The sequence below is a fragment of the Streptomyces sp. NPDC005303 genome, assembly GCF_040607335.1.
Taxonomy (GTDB): Bacteria; Actinomycetota; Actinomycetes; order Streptomycetales; family Streptomycetaceae; genus Streptomyces.
The window spans coordinates 23,622-39,194 of record NZ_JBEXGM010000027.1 but is presented as its reverse complement, the minus strand read 5'-3'; the positions used below and the strand labels follow the sequence as shown (position 1 = coordinate 39,194).

At 71.1% G+C, this 15,573-nt stretch carries 16 protein-coding genes; 6 read left to right on the top strand and 10 right to left on the bottom strand.

Annotated features, from left to right (window positions below):
- Position 1: 1 nt before the first annotated feature.
- The 3 genes from ABZT93_RS30065 to ABZT93_RS30055 form a co-directional block, all read right to left on the bottom strand.
- Positions 2 to 913 carry a DMT family transporter gene (locus tag ABZT93_RS30065; protein ID WP_356110634.1) on the bottom strand — a complete coding sequence of 304 codons (912 nt, stop codon included), beginning with the start codon at positions 911 to 913 and terminating at the stop codon, positions 2 to 4.
- Positions 914 to 1,104: 191 nt separating this feature from the next.
- A complete protein-coding gene (locus tag ABZT93_RS30060) occupies positions 1,105 to 2,127 on the bottom strand; it encodes an EamA family transporter (protein WP_356110632.1) in 1,023 nt (340 codons plus the stop codon).
- 52 nt (positions 2,128 to 2,179) lie between these two features.
- A complete protein-coding gene (locus tag ABZT93_RS30055; protein ID WP_356110630.1) occupies positions 2,180 to 2,746 on the bottom strand; it encodes a Clp protease N-terminal domain-containing protein in 567 nt (188 codons plus the stop codon).
- Positions 2,747 to 2,943: 197 nt separating this feature from the next.
- Here ABZT93_RS30055 and ABZT93_RS30050 point away from each other — a divergent pair, with 197 nt between their 5' ends.
- Together ABZT93_RS30050 and ABZT93_RS30045 are read left to right on the top strand one after the other, a co-directional pair.
- A complete protein-coding gene (locus ABZT93_RS30050) occupies positions 2,944 to 3,132 on the top strand; it encodes a hypothetical protein (RefSeq protein WP_356110746.1) in 189 nt (62 codons plus the stop codon).
- Between the two features lie 97 nt (positions 3,133 to 3,229).
- The gene (locus ABZT93_RS30045; RefSeq protein ID WP_280852777.1) at positions 3,230 to 3,658 is read left to right on the top strand and encodes an SRPBCC family protein; all 429 of its coding nucleotides are present in this window, start codon (positions 3,230 to 3,232) and stop codon (positions 3,656 to 3,658) included.
- Positions 3,659 to 3,727: 69 nt separating this feature from the next.
- On the opposite strand, the gene ABZT93_RS30040 is transcribed toward ABZT93_RS30045, so the two are convergent.
- The 5 genes from ABZT93_RS30040 to ABZT93_RS30020 form a co-directional block, all read right to left on the bottom strand.
- Positions 3,728 to 4,351: a PadR family transcriptional regulator gene (locus tag ABZT93_RS30040; protein WP_356110628.1), complete on the bottom strand. Its 624-nt coding sequence runs from the start codon at positions 4,349 to 4,351 to the stop codon at positions 3,728 to 3,730.
- A gap of 155 nt (positions 4,352 to 4,506) precedes the next feature.
- Complete coding sequence (locus tag ABZT93_RS30035) at positions 4,507 to 4,947, bottom strand: hypothetical protein (protein ID WP_356110626.1); 441 nt, start codon at positions 4,945 to 4,947, stop codon at positions 4,507 to 4,509.
- A gap of 423 nt (positions 4,948 to 5,370) precedes the next feature.
- The gene (locus tag ABZT93_RS30030) at positions 5,371 to 6,258 is read right to left on the bottom strand and encodes an alpha/beta hydrolase (protein ID WP_356110625.1); all 888 of its coding nucleotides are present in this window, start codon (positions 6,256 to 6,258) and stop codon (positions 5,371 to 5,373) included.
- Positions 6,259 to 6,342: 84 nt separating this feature from the next.
- On the bottom strand, positions 6,343 to 7,257 hold the full coding sequence (locus ABZT93_RS30025) for an RNA polymerase sigma-70 factor (protein ID WP_356110623.1): 915 nt from the start codon (positions 7,255 to 7,257) through the stop codon (positions 6,343 to 6,345).
- 32 nt (positions 7,258 to 7,289) lie between these two features.
- Positions 7,290 to 8,471, bottom strand: a complete 1,182-nt coding sequence (locus ABZT93_RS30020; RefSeq protein WP_356110622.1) for an FAD-dependent oxidoreductase — start codon at positions 8,469 to 8,471, stop codon at positions 7,290 to 7,292.
- Between the two features lie 169 nt (positions 8,472 to 8,640).
- Between ABZT93_RS30020 and ABZT93_RS30015 the strand changes: the two genes are divergently transcribed.
- Positions 8,641 to 9,453, top strand: coding sequence for a PhzF family phenazine biosynthesis protein (locus tag ABZT93_RS30015; RefSeq protein ID WP_356110620.1), 813 nt, complete (start codon positions 8,641 to 8,643; stop codon positions 9,451 to 9,453).
- Here the strand turns inward: ABZT93_RS30015 and ABZT93_RS30010 are convergent, their stop codons facing one another.
- Positions 9,454 to 10,254, bottom strand: coding sequence for a type II CAAX endopeptidase family protein (locus ABZT93_RS30010; RefSeq protein WP_356110619.1), 801 nt, complete (start codon positions 10,252 to 10,254; stop codon positions 9,454 to 9,456).
- A 209-nt stretch (positions 10,255 to 10,463) separates the two neighbouring features.
- Here ABZT93_RS30010 and ABZT93_RS30005 point away from each other — a divergent pair, with 209 nt between their 5' ends.
- Positions 10,464 to 12,239: a substrate-binding and VWA domain-containing protein gene (locus ABZT93_RS30005; RefSeq protein WP_356110617.1), complete on the top strand. Its 1,776-nt coding sequence runs from the start codon at positions 10,464 to 10,466 to the stop codon at positions 12,237 to 12,239.
- Between the two features lie 21 nt (positions 12,240 to 12,260).
- Here the strand turns inward: ABZT93_RS30005 and ABZT93_RS30000 are convergent, their stop codons facing one another.
- On the bottom strand, positions 12,261 to 13,778 hold the full coding sequence (locus ABZT93_RS30000; RefSeq protein WP_356110616.1) for a glutamate-cysteine ligase family protein: 1,518 nt from the start codon (positions 13,776 to 13,778) through the stop codon (positions 12,261 to 12,263).
- Between the two features lie 526 nt (positions 13,779 to 14,304).
- On the opposite strand from ABZT93_RS30000, the gene ABZT93_RS29995 reads away from it, so the two are divergent.
- A complete protein-coding gene (locus tag ABZT93_RS29995) occupies positions 14,305 to 14,871 on the top strand; it encodes a hypothetical protein (RefSeq protein ID WP_356110614.1) in 567 nt (188 codons plus the stop codon).
- 375 nt (positions 14,872 to 15,246) lie between these two features.
- On the top strand, positions 15,247 to 15,444 hold the full coding sequence (locus tag ABZT93_RS29990) for a DUF5999 family protein (RefSeq protein WP_020123464.1): 198 nt from the start codon (positions 15,247 to 15,249) through the stop codon (positions 15,442 to 15,444).
- Positions 15,445 to 15,573: the final 129 nt, after the last annotated feature.

Below are 15,573 nucleotides of genomic sequence, written 5' to 3'. Positions count from 1 at the left end.
GTCAGGCGGGCACGCGCGCCTCCGTCACCGCGAGCCCCGCGACCGCGCCCAGCATCAGCAGGGTGCCGAGGACGACGGCCGGAGTGAGTCGCTCTCCGAACAGCACGACGGCCGGCACCGCCGCACTCACCGGTTCGAGCAGCATGATCACGGAGACGATGGTGGGGCGGACGACCGCGGCGGCCGCGAAGTAGAGGCCGTAGGCGAGAGCCGTGGGGACGATCGCCAGGTAGGCCAGCAGAACCAGGAGCAGGGCGGGTCGGGCCGTGTGCGGGAACAGCCCCTCGGCCAGGGCGAGGGGCAGCGGACAGAGGCTGGTGACCGCGAACACCGCGACGGACGTTCCGGAGGACTCCGCCCGTGCGGCGCGGGTGATGAGGGTCATCGCACAGCAGCCGCCTGCCGAGAGCAACCCGAGCAGCACACCCAGGGGACGTACCGACGCGTCCGCGCCGCCCAGCGTCAGCACACCGAGTCCGGCGAGTGCTCCGGCGACGGCGACCGCTCCGCCGCGCCCGAGCCGGTCCCCGAGGGTGAGGCGTGCCCCGAGCGCGATGAGCACGGGTCCGGCGCCGAGGGTGACGACGGTGGCCACGGCGAGCCCGGTGGACCGTACGGCGGCGAAGTAGGCGGTCTGGAACACCGCGAGCCCGACGCCCGACGCGCCGACCCGCAGGGCCCTGCGGCCGAGCGGTTCCGAGACTGCCGTACGCGCGCGTGGCCGTACGAGACGGACCGCGAGCAGGACCACGAGCCCGGCCGCGCAGCGCCAGAAGGACAGGGACACCGGGCCCAGATCACTGGTCCGGTAGGTCAGGGAGGCGACCGCTCCGGCGGTGCCCCAGGCGGTACCGGCGACGATCAGGTAGATGAGGCCTCGCCCGACGGGCAGGCCTGAGGAAGCATGCGACACGTGTTCTCTCCGCAGTCGCGCCGAGGCGCGGAAGTTCGGAAGAGGACGCCCGCTCACCGGCGGGGTCCGCGGACTTCGTCTGCGGGCAGCACCGTTCAGCCCGGCGACGGACCGGGCGTGGTCTCCGGAGGGCCCGCCTCAGGCGGCCGGCGGAGAGACGATGCGAGTGCGCGTGTGCATGATCCGGGAGCCTAGGCGGCGTTCTCCCGGGCGGGCAACCGACTTTCGGCGCCACCGGCCGCGACCGGCTCCACGGAGCCCTTGGCCGGCGTCGAGGACTGCGCGATGAAGGCGCCCAGCAGGACGACCGCGCCGCCCACGATCTGCGGTGCGGAGAGGTGTTCGCCCAGCAGCACCCAGGCGAGGACGGTCGCGACGACCGCTTCGAGGCAGGCCACGACCCCGGCTATCGCCGGTGAGAGCCTGCGTACCGAGACCACTCCGGTGACGTAGGCGAGGACGGTGGCGATCAGCACGATCCAGCCGAGCAGCAGGCCGGCCGCGACCGGGGTGCCATTCATGTCGGCGCGCTGCGCGAGGACGGAGAAGGCCATGGTCCAGGGGCGGGCCACGACGGTCAGGACGGCGGTCCCGACGAGAAGGCCGTATGCGATCACGCCGAGCGGGTCGGGGACCTCGCCGGAGTCGCTGCCCTGGTCGGACAGGACGAAGTAGCCGACCTGGCAGCAGGCGGCGCCGAGCGCGAGGAGCAGTCCGAGGGCGTCGAAGCTCAGACCCGACCAGACTTCGACGACACAGGCCAGCCCGCCGACCGCGAGGACCACGCCGAGCGCCGCGGCGCGGGTGACCGGCCGTCGCTGCACGAACCGCACCCAGCCGAGCACCAGGGCGGGTGCGAGGTACTCGACGAGCAGGGCGACCCCGACCGGGATGCGGGAGATCGAGGCGAAGTAGAAGGCCTGTACTCCGGCCACGCCGAGCAGCCCGAAGCCGGCGAGCAGGGCGGGACGGCTGCGCAGCAGCGCGCGGTGACGGACGGCGAGGGGCAGCATCACCAGGGCGGCGCCCGCCACCCGCAGCCACACCACGTGGAGCGGATCGAGGCCTGCCTCGATCAACGGCTTGGCCGCGACCCCGGATCCCCCGAAGGCGAGCGCGGACACGAGCGCGAGGCCGAGACCGGCACCCTTGCCGTCACCGACACCGACTCCCTTGCCGTCACCGGCCGCCCTGCTGCTCTCCGACGTATGCACCGGCCCATGATGACAGGGCACGACATGAGCGTCATCCCTGTTGACTCCTGTCTCAGCGGCTGGACCGCGGCGGACCGCCCCACAGACCCCCGGGCAGGCGCTCGTCGATCCGCGCGAACACCGCCCGGGCGTCGATTCCCGCCCGGGTCAGCACCTCGACGGCCCGGGACTCGGGGTCCACCAGGATCGCCGCGAGCAGGTCGATCCCGCGGGCGGGCCCGTCGGCGCGGTGCGCGGCCCGGGCGCCGGCGTACTCCATCGCGCGCGCGGCGAGCGGCGAGAAGCCGTCGGCCGGCGTCATCACGGGGACCGCGCCGGAGTCCTCGACGGTGCCCTGCCAGCGCAGTCCGTAGCCGATGCTGCGCTGCACGAGATACCCGAGGAGGCGCGGCAGGTGGGGTTCGGTGTCGAGGACGCCGTACGCCTCGACGTCGGCGTCCAGCAGCGAGTGCAGCAGATGGGCCGTGTCGATCTGCCGGTCCCCGTCCCTCAGCGCGCGCCTGCGGGCACCGGACACCACCGCTGTCAGCTCCGCGCTGAGCCTGACGTCGTCGTCCGGACGGACCGGCGGCAGGCCGCTCTGTTCGCGGGCGGACTGCCGGGGGATACGGGGGTGCACATCCCCCACCTCATCAGCCCCGGCTCATCCGGACATCCCCGAGGGGAAGCATCTTCGCGTCCCACGGAGAGCGGAGCCCGGGGCCGGAATCTCCTCCTTACGGAGGACATCACGCCTTTATGTCCCGGTGGGCGCGCGTCGCCTTGCCGCGCGCTCCTCGCGCAACCGACACGCGGCCTCGGTCGTCCCACACAGGCGTGGAGAGCTGGAGCTGGCTGGTGGCGCTGCCGGCCGTGGACGGCAAGCAGTACGTGTACCGGGTGTACGCCCCGAAGGACGCGCTGCTCGCCGACCTGTTCTGGGAGGCATGGCACTGTCACGACCAGAGCGCGTTCCCGCGCGCGTGGGACCTGTTCGACGCGGCGGAGATACGGCGGGTGGGCTGAACGACCGCACACTTCCTGACGGTTCATCAGTATTGAATGTTGCGCCCCCTGCGGCTACTTTCCGCGGCACCACAGCCCGACACGAAGAGGTGGCCGCATGGCGGAAATCAGCGCGGAGGCACGCATCCCGGCACCCGCGGAGAAGGTCTGGGCCCAGCTCACCGACTGGTCCGCGTACGGGGAGTGGAACGCGACGCACACCAGCTTCCCCAAGGGTGGCCCGACGGTCCTCGAACCGGGCGGGACCTTCCAGGAGAACATGAAGCTGATGGGTTTCCCGGCCGAGGTCGAGTGGACCATCGACCAGGTGGAACCGGCCCGGCTGTTCGCGATCCGGGGCAAGGGTCCGATGGCCGTGAGTGTGGCCACGCGCTACACCCTGACGCCCGACGGCGACGCCACCACGGTCCGCATCGACGGCGAGTTCACGGGCGCCGCGGTCTCGCTGATGGCGGGCAAGCTGAAGGACTCCGGCACCGCCGCCCTCAACGAGTCGCTGCGGAAGCTGGCCGGGCTGGTGTCCTGACTCCCGGCCCACACGAAGGCGCCCCGGGAATTCCCTCCCGGGGCGCCTGTCGCTGCCGTAGGCCTGTGATCAGTCCTCGTCGGCGAGGATGAGGTACAGCTTCTTGCGGGCCTCGTTGATGACGGCCACCGCCTTCTCGCGCTGTTCCTTGCTGCCGGTCTTCCAGACCTGACCGAAGGCCTCCATCAGGCCGAAGCCGGCCTGCCGGATCTCGCCGAGCGCCTCGAAGTCGATGCCGCGGGAGGCTTCCTCCCAGGGCGCGTCGGGCCCCTCGCCGGCCGCGGTACGGCCCGCCCCGGTGAGCGAGAACAGCTTCTTGCCGCCCTCGGACTCACTGGCGATCAGCCCCTCGTCCTCCAGCAGCTGGAGGGTGGGGTACACCGAGCCGGGGCTGGGCTTCCACGCCCCGCCGCTGCGCTCGGCGATCTCCTGGATCATCTCGTAACCGTGCATCGGCCGGTCCTTGAGCAGGGCCAGGATCGAAGCCCGCACGTCGCCGCGCCGCGCCCTCCCCCTGGGTCCGCCCCGCCCCCTCGGCCCCCAGGGTCCGGGGCCGAAGCCCGGCCCTCCGAAACCGGGGCCACCGGGACCGCCCGGACCGAAGGGCCCGAAGGCACCCCGCAGGCTCTCGGGACCACCGCGGCCCCGACGACCGGCTCCACCATGTCCACGCTCGAATCCGTGGGAACGCATCGCAATCACTCCATTCCATCGTTGATCTGTCGCGATGCTTCAACGATATATCGGAACCGATCGCATGGCAAGGCTCTTCTTGTGGGAGGTATCGATGTCCGGTGTCTGCCGATCCACTCCGGACTCAGAGGATCCTGTCCGGCCCGCCCGACCTCTCAGGCGTTCCGGGCCACGGGGGCCTCGTCGTCGCTCATCGCCGAGTACACGGTCACGCCGGACGCGACGACGTCCACCTCGACGGGGCCGACGATCCTCAGCCATGCCAGCTCGGGCAGTCCGCCGAACCGGCCGACCATCTCGGCGGTCTCGGCGGGCCAGGGGCACGGCGTCCTCGGAAGGTGGACCAGGGAGATCTCGTCGACGAAACCCTCGAGACCGGAGTCCTTCGCGACCGAGACGTAGCGCACGCCGGCGAGCGAGATCACGACATCGGGTTCGTGCGGCCCCTTGCGGAGAGCGATCTCCAGGGAGTCGGCCTCGGGGAAGGCGTCGAACGCGATGCGATGGATGACATGACCGACGCACGGCGCGAGAATGCGCGCCGCGTTGGCACACCGGTTCCGGAAAGCTCCATCGGCCTCGGTCGTGTCGATCACAGCGAGAGGCTACGAGCCAGGGGTCCTCGCGTCGACCAAGTTGGCACAACAGGGCGGGCATGGCGGGCTCGGCGTCACCGTCCGGCCCTCGGCGGACAGGACCTGGCCGAACCCGCCGGGCCGGGCGAAGGTGAGGTCCGTGCGGTGCTCGCGGGGGGCGGCCCCGGTGAGGAACCGCTCCCGCGACCGGCGACCGCGCCGGGCTTCCCGGGACCGCCGGCGAGGGGCATGACCGGCTTCGGGGCGAACCTGGAGCGTCGTTGCTGCTGCGGCCGCGAGCGGATCAGGCCGCGGGAGTTCCCGGCGCTCCGCTGCGGGGAGACGCGTCGCGCCGGTCCGTGCTCTTCGGGGCGGGGGCAGTGGCACCTCACGCAAGAACGACGCCCGGGCTGCGACGTGGGTGACCGCGTCGAGACAGGACGGTCACCTCAGGGCGTCGCGCAGCGTGGTGGCCATCAGGTCGATGGCCTCCCTTCCGGCCTCCACCGGACCCGTGTGGGTGAAGTAGTGGTCGACGCCCTCGAAGACGCGGTGGGTGACCGGCACTCCGGCCGCCTCCAGGGCCTTGGCGTAGGCGTCCCCCTCGTCGCGCAGGCGGTCGTTCTCGGCGGTGATGACCAGGGCGGGCGGAAGGCCCGCGAGGTCGTCGGCGAGTCCGGGTGAGACGAGGGGGTGGGCGCGGTCGGCGGGGTCGGGGACGTAGGCGGCGGTGAAGATCCGCATGATCTGCGGGGTGAGCAGCGGCTTGGCGACGAGGGACCGCTTGGCGGCCGGGTCGGCGACCTGGTCCAGCGGTGCCGAGTCGAGGATCTGGAGCCGGGGCGTGAAGGTACCGCGTTCCCTGGCCAGGCGGCACACCGCGGCGGTCAGGCTGCCTCCGGCGCTGTGTCCGCCCACGGCGAGCCGCGAACCGTCCCAGCCGCCTGCGGCGCCGTTCTCGGCGATCCAGGCGGTGACGTCGTAGGCCTGGGTGACGGGTGCGGGGTACGGCCGCTGCGGCGCGACCGCGTAGTCGACGTTGATGACGACACAGTCGGCCGTGGCGGCGATGTAGCGGCAGATGTGGTCGTCCTGCTCGGGCCGGGCGATCACGAACCCGCCGCCGTGGAAGTTGACGTACACGGGGGCGAGGGCGTCGGTGACCGGCGGGCGGTAGACGGTGCAGCTCACCGGCCCGGCGCCGGTCTCCACCTGGAGGGTCTCGGTGCGCGCCGGGATGTCGGTGAAGCGCAGGTCCTTGTCTACACGGGAGATCACGCGGCCGAGCAGGAGCTGGATCCCCCTGGCCTTGATTGCGGAGCTGAACGGCATGACTGAGCACCCATCGCTACAAGGTTAAAATAACAGGAATCCTGATGATGGATGCTCGCCGTCGGGAGCGCAATGGGCGGAGTCTCACTCCGTCGTCGGCGCCGACCGGAGCGTCAGCGGGGTCTCCGCCGCGACGCGGGTCAGCTTCTCCGGGTTGCGGACGTAGTAGAGGCCGGTGATGCGGCCGTCCTCGACGCGGACCGCGAGGACGCCGTCGATCTCGCCGTTCACCCGCAGGAGGAGCGCCGGGCTGCCGTTGACCTGGGTGGACTCGCCGGTCAGCGTGACGGTGAACTTGGCGATACCGCCCCTGATGAAGCGGGCCACCTTGTCGGCGCTGACGATCGGGCGCGGCGCGGCCTGCTTGACGCCGCCGCCGTCGCTGACCAGGACGACGTCGGGCGCGAGCACGTCGAGCAGCCCCTGGAGGTCGCCGGTCTCGAGCGCCCGCCGGAACGACTCCACCGCCGCCCGGGTCTCGCCGGCGGAGGCCGCCCTGCGGGGCCGCCGGGCGTCGACGTGGCGGCGAGCGCGGTGGGCGATCTGGCGCACCGCCTCGGGGCTCTTCTCGACAGCGGCCGCGATCTCCTCGTAGTCGACGTCGAAGACCTCCCGCAGCACGAACACGGCACGCTCGGTCGGTGACAGGGTCTCCAGGACGCACATCAGCGCCATCGACAGACTCTCGGACAGCTCCACGTCCTCGGCCACGTCCGGCGCGGTCAGCAGCGGTTCGGGCAGCCAGGGCCCTACGTACGCCTCCCTGCGGCGGGACATGGCGCGCAGCCGGTTGAGGGCCTGGCGGGTCGTGATGCGGACCAGGTAGGCGCGCCGGTCCCGGACCTGCCCGAGGTCGACCTCGACCCACCGCAGCCAGGTCTCCTGGAGGACGTCCTCCGCGTCGGCCGCCGACCCGAGCATCTCGTAGGCGACCGTGAAGAGCAGGTTGCGGTGGGCGACGAAGGTCTCGGTCGCCGGATCGGTGGTGTGCTCGCTCATGTGTGAGTCCCTCCCCCGTCGGAGCGTGCGGATCAGGCCGCCTGCGCGGCGGTGGCCCGCGCCTCGGTCAGCTTCTGCCTGCGCTTGGCGTCCTTCGCCCACCAGGTGCGGACACCGGGCCTGCGCGCCTCGTACCCGAGCTGCCAGACGGTGCTCCGGCAGATGATCTCCTTGAGCCCGGCACCCAGGAAACCGCCGAGGAAGAGGCTGATCGCGGTGTCGTCCTTGCGCGCGAACTGGAAGATGCCGACGCGACGGCCCAGGCTGAGGCACTGGCCGGCGAACCCGACGTCGACGGTGACGGGCGGCTCGCCCGCGATCCGGCTGAGCACGGTCCGCGCGGCCTGCGGGCCCAGCTGTACCGCGGACTGGCAGCCCATCCGGTACGGCAGGTCCGACGGCGCCGCCGAGTCACCGGCGGCGACGACACGCTCGTCGTCCACGCTGGTCAGGGTCTCGTCCGTGCGCAGACGGCCCAGGGCGTCGGTGCTCAGCCCGCTGCGCGCGGCGAGGTCCGGCACGCCGAATCCGGCGGTCCAGACGGTCACCTCGCTCAGGATCTCGCGGCCGTCGTCGAGCCGTACGGCGTCCCGCGTCACGGCAGTCACCCTGGTACCGGGGCCGTCGAGGACGCTCACCCCGAGCCCGGCGAGGCGCCGCGTGACCGAGAGCCGGCCACGCGGGTGCAGGTACGGGCCGAGCACGCCACCGCAGACCAGGGTCACCGCGCGCCCCTCCTCCGCCAGTTCGGCGGCGGTCTCGATACCGGCCGGGCCGGCTCCCACGACCGTCACCGGAGCCGTCGAGGGCAGGGCGTCGACGAGGGGCCGCAGTCGCCGCGCGTCCTCCAGCGTGGCGATCGGGTGGGCGAACTCGGCCGCTCCGGGCACGTCCGGGTCGGCGCCGCCGCTGCCCACCGCGTAGACGAGGTAGTCGTATCCGAGCGCGTCACCGGCCGCCAGGCTCACGTTTCGCCCGGCCGTGTCGATCTCGGTCACGGTGTCGACGACCAGTCGGACACGCCCGGCCAGGACCTTCCGGTAGGGGACGACCGCGTCGTGCGAGCCGCCGACCAGCTGGTGCAGCCGGATCCGCTCGACGAAGTCCGGGCGCGGGTTGATCAGGGTCACGGTCACGTCGTCGCGCAGGGTCAGGCGGTTGGCCGCCATGACGCCCGCGTATCCGCCGCCGATCACGAGGACTTCGGTGCTCATGGTGTCTCCTCTGTTTCAAGGGGTTCAGCCTCGAGACACCGGGGGCGCGGTCGCTGTGACATCCTGTGATCCAGATCACTTCACCGTGCGGACAAGCGGTGGGGAAATCGGTCCAGCCACCGCGGATTGGCCTTGTCCCCGACGCGCGACCGCCCCCTACCGTCAGCCCATGCGCATCCGAATCGTCGACGCCTTCACCGACCGCCCCTTCGCCGGCAACCCGGCCGGGGTCCTGCTCCTGGACGACACCTTCCCGGGCGACGACCGGCTCCAGAACATCGCCCTGGAGGTCAACCACGCCGAGACGGCCTTCGCCCACCGGCTTCCCGCGGGCGGCGAGGCCGACTGGGCGCTGCGGTGGTTCACGCCCGCCACCGAGGTCGACATGTGCGGCCACGCGACGCTCGCCACGGCCCACGTCCTGTACAGCACCGGCGTCCACCGGGGTCCGGTGCGGTTCGCGACCCGCAGCGGGGTCCTCGTCGCCACCCCCGGCGAGGACGGTTCGATCACGCTGGACTTCCCGACGGCCCCGCTGACCGCGGTCGCGCTTCCCGACGGGGTCGCCGAGGCGCTGGGCGCCGAGCCGCTCGCCTCCTTCGACACCGGCCCGAACATCGGCGACCTGCTGCTCGAACTGGCCGACGAGAAGACCGTCCACGCCCTGCGCCCCGACCTCAAGGCCCTGGCCGCCTACTCGGAGCGCGGGATCATCGCCACCGCCCGCGCCGAGAACCCGGACCTGGGCCACGACTTCGTCTCCCGCTGTTTCTTCCCGAACGTCGGCATCGACGAGGACCCGGTCACCGGCAGCGCCCACACCGCCCTGGCGCCCTACTGGTCGGAGCGGCTCGGCCGTACGGATCTCACCGGGCTGCAGGCCTCGCCCCGCTCGGGCCGGGTCCGCACCGGGCTGCGCGGTGAGCGCACGCTGCTGACGGGCCGTGCGGTCACGGTCATCGAGGGCGAACTGCTCGCCTGATCACGCGGTCGGCAGCCAGCCCACCTTCCCGGCGAGCAGCGCGTATCCCACGAACGCCCCGATGTCGAGCAGGGAATGCGCCACCACCAAGGGGCCCACCCGGCCCCACCGCCGGTACAGGTAGACGAACACCACGCCCATGACCATGTTGCCGATGAAGCCGCCGACGCCCTGGTAGAGGTGGTAGCTACCGCGCAGTACGGAACTGGCCACCAGGGCGGTGCCCGGGGTCCAGCCCAACTGGTTCAGCCGGCGCAGCAGATAGCCGACCACGATCACCTCTTCGAGGATCGCGTTCTGCATCGCCGCGAGGATCAGCACGGGGTATTTCCACCACACGTCGGGCAGCGCCTCGGGCACCACGGTGAGATTGAAGCCCAGGCCGCGCGCGGCCAGGTAGAAGGCGATCCCCGTGCTGCCGATCACGGCCGCGATCCCGGCCCCGCGGGCGAGGTCGAACCCGGGCCGGGTGCGGTCGAAGCCGAGGGTCCTGAGGCTCTGCCCCTCGCGCAGCAGGAAGTGCGCGACCAGGGCCACGGGCACCAGGGCCGACGCGATACCGAAGAGCTGCCAGGCGAGATCCAGCCAGGGGCGGCCGGGCGCGGCCGAGGCGTTGAGGGTCGCCGCCTGGTCCTTGAGACCCCCTGGTTTGGTGACCGATCCGACAAAACTGATCAGCGCGGACACACCGCTCGCACCGAGCGAAAGCCCCAGAACGAGCAGCGTCTCGTCACGGAAGAACTTCCGTGAGAGCGCCGTCTGCGGAAAAGAATCGGCCACTGCCCCTTCCTCCGCCTGCACACCTGCCTCCAGTTGAGTAATCCAGCCTCATCCCCAACTCCGCCCCGCTAGGGTCCTTCGAAAGAACTTACGAAGATCGTGAGCACTTGCGAAGATCGTGCGCGACAGGCCGCCGGGGGGACGGACGCCGTACGGGGCGTACCTCCCACCTTTCCTGCCAGATACGGCTGTCCGGGCACGGGGAGTCGACAGGGAGGGGCACCACCGTCATGGGACGTCACAGCTTGCCCGATCAGTATGGGGCGGGCGGCAGCGACCCCCGCCCACGCGCACGCCGCCGCACCGTGGCCATCGCGACGGCTCTCGTCCTGACCGTCGCCGGCGGTACGGCCGCCGCGGTCCAGGGCGGTCTGCTCACCTTCGGCTCCTCCTGCCGCGACGAAGCCGTACGGATCGAGGTCGCCGCCTCCCCCGACGTGGCCCCGGCACTGCGCGCCGCGGCCGAGCGGGCCCATGACGAGAACCTCACCTCCGACGGGCGCTGCGTCGACATCTCGGTGACCGCGCGTGAGTCGTACAAGGTCAGGGACACGCTCGTGGCCGGCAAGGACCCCGGTGTGCAGGTGTGGGTGCCGGACTCGGATGTCTGGCTGGAGCAGATCTCCGCGGACGCGGGTGCGACGGAGGTGGCCCGCGTCGGCAACGTGGCCTCCAGCCCCGTCGGGATGGCGATGGTGCCGGCCGCCGCGAAGTCGCTGGGCTGGCCGAAGAAGACGTACGGCTGGCTCGAACTGACGGGCGCCGCCCTGCGGGACGACTCCCTCAAGCTGGGCGCAGCCGACCCGGCGCGGAGCGCCTCCGGGCTGCTCGCCCTCACCCGGCTCAGCAGTGCGGCGGGGCAGGTAGAGGACGGTGCGACGCAGGCCGCGGCCATGATGAAGTCGCTCTCGCAGCGCATCTCCGACAGCGACGGCCAGCTCGTGGAGACGCTGCCGCGGGACTCCTCGGGCACCGAGCAGGGCAATCCGAAGCGCAATCAGGCGCTCGTCCTGTCCGAGCAGGCGGCCTTCGCGTACAACTCCTCGGCGGAGTCCGGGGAGGGTCTGGACTTCTTCTACCCCAAGGACGGTTCACCGCGGCTGGACTACCCGTTCGCGCTCGTCGACGAGACACGGCTGAGCACGGACGAGAGCCGGGCGGCGATCCGGTTCATGACGTACCTGCGCAAGCCGGAGCAGCAACAACTGCTGACGGACCGGGGGTTCAGGACCTCCGACGACCAGGTGTCGGCCTCACTGGTCGCGAAGGCCGGGGGCAGGGTGCCGCAGCCGTACACCGCCGCGGCCGTCGAGCCCGCCTCCGCGACAGCGCTCCAGGAGGCCCTCGGCACCTGGACGATCACCGTGCAGAGCGCGCGGATCACCACGGTCGTGGACGCGTCCTCCTCCATGTCGGAGACCGTCCCGGGCACCGGTCGCTCCCGGATGGACGTCACCAAGGCGTCCCTCCTCCAGGCCCTCGCCACCTTCACCCAGGAGGACGAGATCGGCCTGTGGGAGTTCTCCACCGAGCTGGACGGCAACAAGGACTACAGGATCCTCGTGCCGACGGACCGGCTGGGCGACAGCACGGCCGCGGGCACGAGCCAGCGCGAGCGGCTGTCGGCGGCCTTCGGCGGCCTGGAGCCGGTGCCGGGCGGCGCGACGGGGCTGTACGACACCACGCTCGCCGCGTACAAGGCGGCGACGTCCTCCTACGCGGAGGGAAAGTTCAACGCGCTGGTGGTGCTGACCGACGGCGTCAACCAGGACCCCGGCAGCATCTCCCGCGGGGCCTTGATCTCCGAACTGGAGAAACTGTCCAGCCCGGCACGCCCGGTCCCGCTGATCGTGATCGCGGTGGGTCCCGACGCCGACCGCGCCGAGGCCCAGCAGCTCGCCGAGGCCACCGGTGGCTCCGGCCAGCAGGTCAACGACCCCGCCCAGATCCACACGGTGATCCTGAAGGCGATCGTGGCCGCGGGGGCCAAGGGCGGCAGCGGCTGATCCCGCGCTCGGCGGGGGCCCTCATCCCAGCCGCACCGGCTCCGGCAGCCCGACCGGCCAGGTGTGCACCGGCTCGCCCTGGCGCATCAGCTCGCCGTACCGCCGCGTCGTGGCGGCCAGCGCCGCCTCCCGCGACAGTCCCGTTTCCAGGGCCCGGTGGAAGGTCGCCGCCTGCCAGGACGCCCCGTTGACGCGGCGCCGGCACCGCTCCTCGATCACCCCGAGATACTGGTCCCGGTCGGCGGGCTCGACGCCCCAGGCCGCGAGTCCCGTCTCGGCCAGCGGCAGCAGTTCGTCACGTACGAGGCTCACCGCGTCGACCTCGACCGTGCCGCCGTACCGTCCGCGCCGGGGCCAGGTCATGCGCGCGTCGATGCCGTGCCGGCAGGCGGCGTCGAAGTTGGCCGCGGCCGCCTCGAAGGGCATCCGGGTCCACACCGGCCGCGACTCCTCGGCGAGGGCACGGACGAGGCCGTAGTAGAAGGCCGCGTTGGCGATGACGTCCGTGATGGTGGGGCCGGCGGGCAGCACGCGGTTCTCGACGCGCAGGTGCGGGACACCGTCGGCGATGTCGTAGACGGGCCGGTTCCAGCGGTACACCGTGCCGTTGTGCAGGACGAGTTCGGCGAGCGAGGGCACCCCGCCCTCGTCGAGCACCTTCAGCGGGTCCTCGTCGTCGCAGATCGGCAGGAGGGCCGGGAAGTAGCGCAGGTTCTCCTCGAACAGGTCGTACGCCGAGGAGATCCACCGCTCCCCGAACCAGGTGCGCGGCCGCACGCCCTGCGCCTGGAGTTCCGGCGGACGCGTGTCCGTGGACTGCTGGAAGAGCGGCGGCCGGGACTCGCGCCACAGCTCACGGCCGAACAGGAAGGGCGAGTTGGCGCCGACGGCTATCTGCACCCCGGCCACCGCCTGCGCGGCGTTCCACACATCGGCGAAGCGACCCGGGGTGACCTGAAGGTGCAGCTGTACGGAGGTGCACGCGGCCTCGGGGGCGATGGACTTCGAGGTGCAGGTGAGACGCTCCACCCCGTCGATGTCGAGGACGAAGTCCTCGCCGCGCGCGGCCACGATCTGATCGTTGAGCAGGGTGTAGCGGTCGACGTCGGAGAGGTTGGAGGAGATCAGGTCGTCCCGGTCGAGGGTCGGCAGAATGCCGATCATCACGATCCCCGCGTCGAGCTCGCCCGCTTTACGGTCGGCATACGCCAGCGAGGTACGGAGTTCCTCCGCGAGCCGGTCGAATACCCTGCCGCCGAGCCGATGTGGGGCTATGTTGACTTCCAGGTTGAACATGGCGAGTTCTGTTTGGAAATCTCGGCTTGCGATGCGTTCGAGGACCTCTCCATTCAACATCCTCGGCATACCGTCGGTGCCGACCAGATTCAATTCGATCTCCAGCCCCATCAGGTTCTTGGGGCGATCGAACCGCCGCTCCGCCAGAAGCCGCTCCAGCCCCGTCAGGCACGTTCGGAGCTTGTCGCGGTAGCGCTGGCGATCGGACAGGTCGAACTGGCCTGCCACGACCTTCTCCCCCATCGAAGGGTCCCTCCTCGCTGCGTCATGATTCAGATGGGATGATGCCCAGCCGGAACGATCGATAACGTCCCGCGGCGGCCCCGAGCCCGCTACGCTGTCGGATGTGACCGGTGGCACATTCACTCGGCATGCGGCTGTCAGCAGTTTCGAGTGCCCCGAAGAACTCGTGAAAAACGCCGACGAGAATTGGCCGACCGCTTCCGGGGCATTCCCCGAGGTCACCGCCTCGAAGTAGTCACGGTATCGGGATGATTCCCGCGTATCGCCGACCGAATGGCCCCTTGCCCGGTGCGCGGGAAACGGCTAGCCGAAACATCGCGTGAACATATGTCGTATAAACTCCGCGAACAAGGCAGAGGGTTGGCACCCGCGGTCCTGGATCCTGCCGTCAGGTGACGTACGACGGTCCTCACCCGCACCTGCGTCACCGGACCCCGGCCCCCGCCTCTCTGACCCCGTGAGCTGACAGCGTCGTCCGCCCCGCCCCCTCGCGCCACTGTGCCTGTCGAATGAGAGGCGACCCACCATGCCGCTGCATGTCCCTCCGGCTCCCGCACCAGCACTTCGCTCCGTCCTCACCGCACTCGCCTCGCCCACCGCGGTCCGCGAGGCCCGGACCCCTTCCCTGTTGCTCGCCCAGGGACCCGTCACACCCGAGCTGCCGCTGCCCGTGCACGTCCTGGACGGCACCACCACGAGGCTGACCGGGTGGCGTTTCCTGATCCGCTGCGGCGAGCGCTCGGTGGCCGCCGCCGAGACCATGCTCACCCCGGACGGCTGGGCGTTCTCGCACTTCTTCGAGGGCCCCTACATCGCGTCCACCGAGCGCGCGCTGCGCCAGGCCGAGGTGATGCAGCAGCCCTACCAACCACGCCTGCTGTCGATCCCGGGCCTGTACATGCTCGCGCTGTGGCTGCACGGCGACTGCGCGGCGGACGCCGGCACGGGCGAGCTCGCCGCCACCGACCTGCTCGTCCCGCTGGCACCTGCCCCGCCGGGCATCGCCGCCCACCGCCCGCACCGGGCCGCCGAACTGCTCCCGGTGCTGACCCATCGGGTGACTCCGGCCCCGCTGCTCGGCTCGCCCGCCTGAACCCTCGCCCAGCCCCTTCGTACCCCGCCCCGAATTCCGGGTAGCGGGGTACGACTGTGTTCGGGTGTCATTAGGGTCGTAGGAAATCCCGCAGGGATCACACGGAAAGCATTTGCTCGTACGAGCGCTCAATTGCTCGGACGAGCCGGGTGCGGGGTTGACCCCGGGTGGACTAGCCCTATTCGGTCACCTCGAACCACCCGAAGGGACAGTGCAGTTGAGATGAACCGTCCGGCCGGGTGACGCGTCTCCAACCTGTGAAGAAGTGGTGATGCGAAATCCCTGCGGATTGGCGCCCGTGGGGCAACACTGGGTTCGGACTGAGTTATCGCAACGGGGGACGTCATGACCACAACACAGCGAAAGATCCCACCAATGTGCCAGCACCAGCCACCGTGTCCCACCGCCGACTCCGCCGACCGGGAATCCGCCCGCCTCGTGGCGCACCACCCGGAACAGGGCTGGAGCCTGCTGTGCAACGGCGTTCTGCTCTTCGAGGACACCGGTGAGCTCCTGCCCGACGGTCGGGTCATCGCCCCGCACCGCCCGCTCGCGGCGGCCACGGCCGCCTGAGCACGTCCGGGCGGCCGTCGAATCGCCTGGAAACTTTGAGGGGCCGGCTCGCAGCGATCGTCTGCGCACCGGCCCCGACGCATGTCTGTGGGCGATCACTCGCTGTGATGCCTTGTGTATGGGGCTGGT

Coding starts and splice junctions, on each gene's coding strand:
- ABZT93_RS30045 (WP_280852777.1), top strand. CDS start 3,230: ATGGCGGAAATCAGCGCGGAGGCACGCATCCCGGCACCCGCGGAGAAG.
- ABZT93_RS30040 (WP_356110628.1), bottom strand. CDS start 4,351: ATGCGTTCCCACGGATTCGAGCGTGGACATGGTGGAGCCGGTCGTCGG.
- ABZT93_RS30030 (WP_356110625.1), bottom strand. CDS start 6,258: ATGCCGTTCAGCTCCGCAATCAAGGCCAGGGGGATCCAGCTCCTGCTC.
- ABZT93_RS30025 (WP_356110623.1), bottom strand. CDS start 7,257: ATGAGCGAGCACACCACCGATCCGGCGACCGAGACCTTCGTCGCCCAC.
- ABZT93_RS30020 (WP_356110622.1), bottom strand. CDS start 8,471: ATGAGCACCGAAGTCCTCGTGATCGGCGGCGGATACGCGGGCGTCATG.
- ABZT93_RS30015 (WP_356110620.1), top strand. CDS start 8,641: ATGCGCATCCGAATCGTCGACGCCTTCACCGACCGCCCCTTCGCCGGC.
- ABZT93_RS30005 (WP_356110617.1), top strand. CDS start 10,464: ATGGGACGTCACAGCTTGCCCGATCAGTATGGGGCGGGCGGCAGCGAC.
- ABZT93_RS30000 (WP_356110616.1), bottom strand. CDS start 13,778: ATGGGGGAGAAGGTCGTGGCAGGCCAGTTCGACCTGTCCGATCGCCAG.
- ABZT93_RS29995 (WP_356110614.1), top strand. CDS start 14,305: ATGCCGCTGCATGTCCCTCCGGCTCCCGCACCAGCACTTCGCTCCGTC.
- ABZT93_RS29990 (WP_020123464.1), top strand. CDS start 15,247: ATGTGCCAGCACCAGCCACCGTGTCCCACCGCCGACTCCGCCGACCGG.